At 54.6% G+C, this 1,191-nt stretch carries 1 pseudogene; it reads right to left on the minus strand.

The features are described from left to right. Positions 1–1,091 precede the first annotated feature (1,091 nt). Positions 1,092–1,191, minus strand: a pseudogene (locus GOB87_RS16435) (IS5-like element ISMex42 family transposase); the annotation flags it as partial.

Raw genomic sequence — 1,191 nt, forward strand, 5'->3', positions numbered from 1 at the left:
TACCTGCGACACTCGCAGGTAGTACCGCGTCCCTATCTCTTAAATCGTTCATGCTTCATAGCTGAACCAGACCAGAAGTATTCAGCAAGGCGTCAGTCGCCGGGAGCTTACTCCTGAAGTCTGGGAGGACACCTGTAAGCAAGCTCAACATTTCTTCCGCGAAGCATTGATCCGCGCCTATCCAATTTCCCATACACTGCCGCGTGCCCGAGCGTTCAAAGAATTGCTCCATGACCTTGAACTGCCAGTAGACGAACTGGAGAGGCTCGCTACGCAAGCATGCGAGGCGGATTGGGCTCGGATACCTTATCGAGAACATTTACGCACCGATGCGAAAAGGCAACCGGCCGCGCAACCAGATGAGGCATTGCTAGCGGCATGTTATCAGCACGAGGAGTGTCTCAGGCAGTTCTTGGAGCGCACCACCAACCATAATAGCTCCGAGACGCAGCCACGTCGCATAGCAAAACAGAAAGACTTAGCGGCGAACACTATCGGGTCGCCGTCGATCTTGCCTTTTTTGTTCCCAACACGACCCTATACACCAGAAGAAATTGCGCTTTACCTGCCCAATGAGTGCGTATTCGACGAGGCTGTCTCAGCTGCCCATACTTGGGCCAATTACACACGCGCGTTGCGCGGTGTTTGGGTACGATCCGTTCTAGCGACAGAGCTGGTCTCGGAAGCTGACAGGGGCGAAAATGGCGGAGGTAAGAAACCGCCGGTTTCTGCAGGTACAGATGACAGCGACGATCGTCGGCCAATCGTTGTAAAGCGCTCTGCGCCTGACCGACCTGTGAGGCTGGGATTGACCAGCTTCGAGGTGACTGACAAGACTTGGAGCCAAGGAGCCGCAGACTCTCCCGACCTGTCGCCACAGCGGTATTCACAGCTTGCACGCATTGTGAACACAGCGATCAGTACTATACCTAAACCAGATTATCTCCTCCTGCCTGAACTGTCGGTACCTGACCGCTGGATCAACACAATCGCGGGGCGTTTACGTGCCAATGGAATCAGCTTAATTGCTGGGCTCGACTACGAACATCACCCTCCCCATCAGATCGATAGTTCCGCAGTTCTAGGGCCTGTTAGGGCTTGATCCAGTCTGCTGCGGCAGCGATGTGGATGACCGCGAGGAACGACGTTGCTGTTTTTTCATATCTGGTTGCGACAGCGCGCCACTCCTTG

Origin of the sequence: Acetobacter estunensis (assembly GCF_011516945.1) — a bacterium.
Lineage (GTDB): Bacteria > Pseudomonadota > Alphaproteobacteria > Acetobacterales > Acetobacteraceae > Acetobacter > Acetobacter estunensis.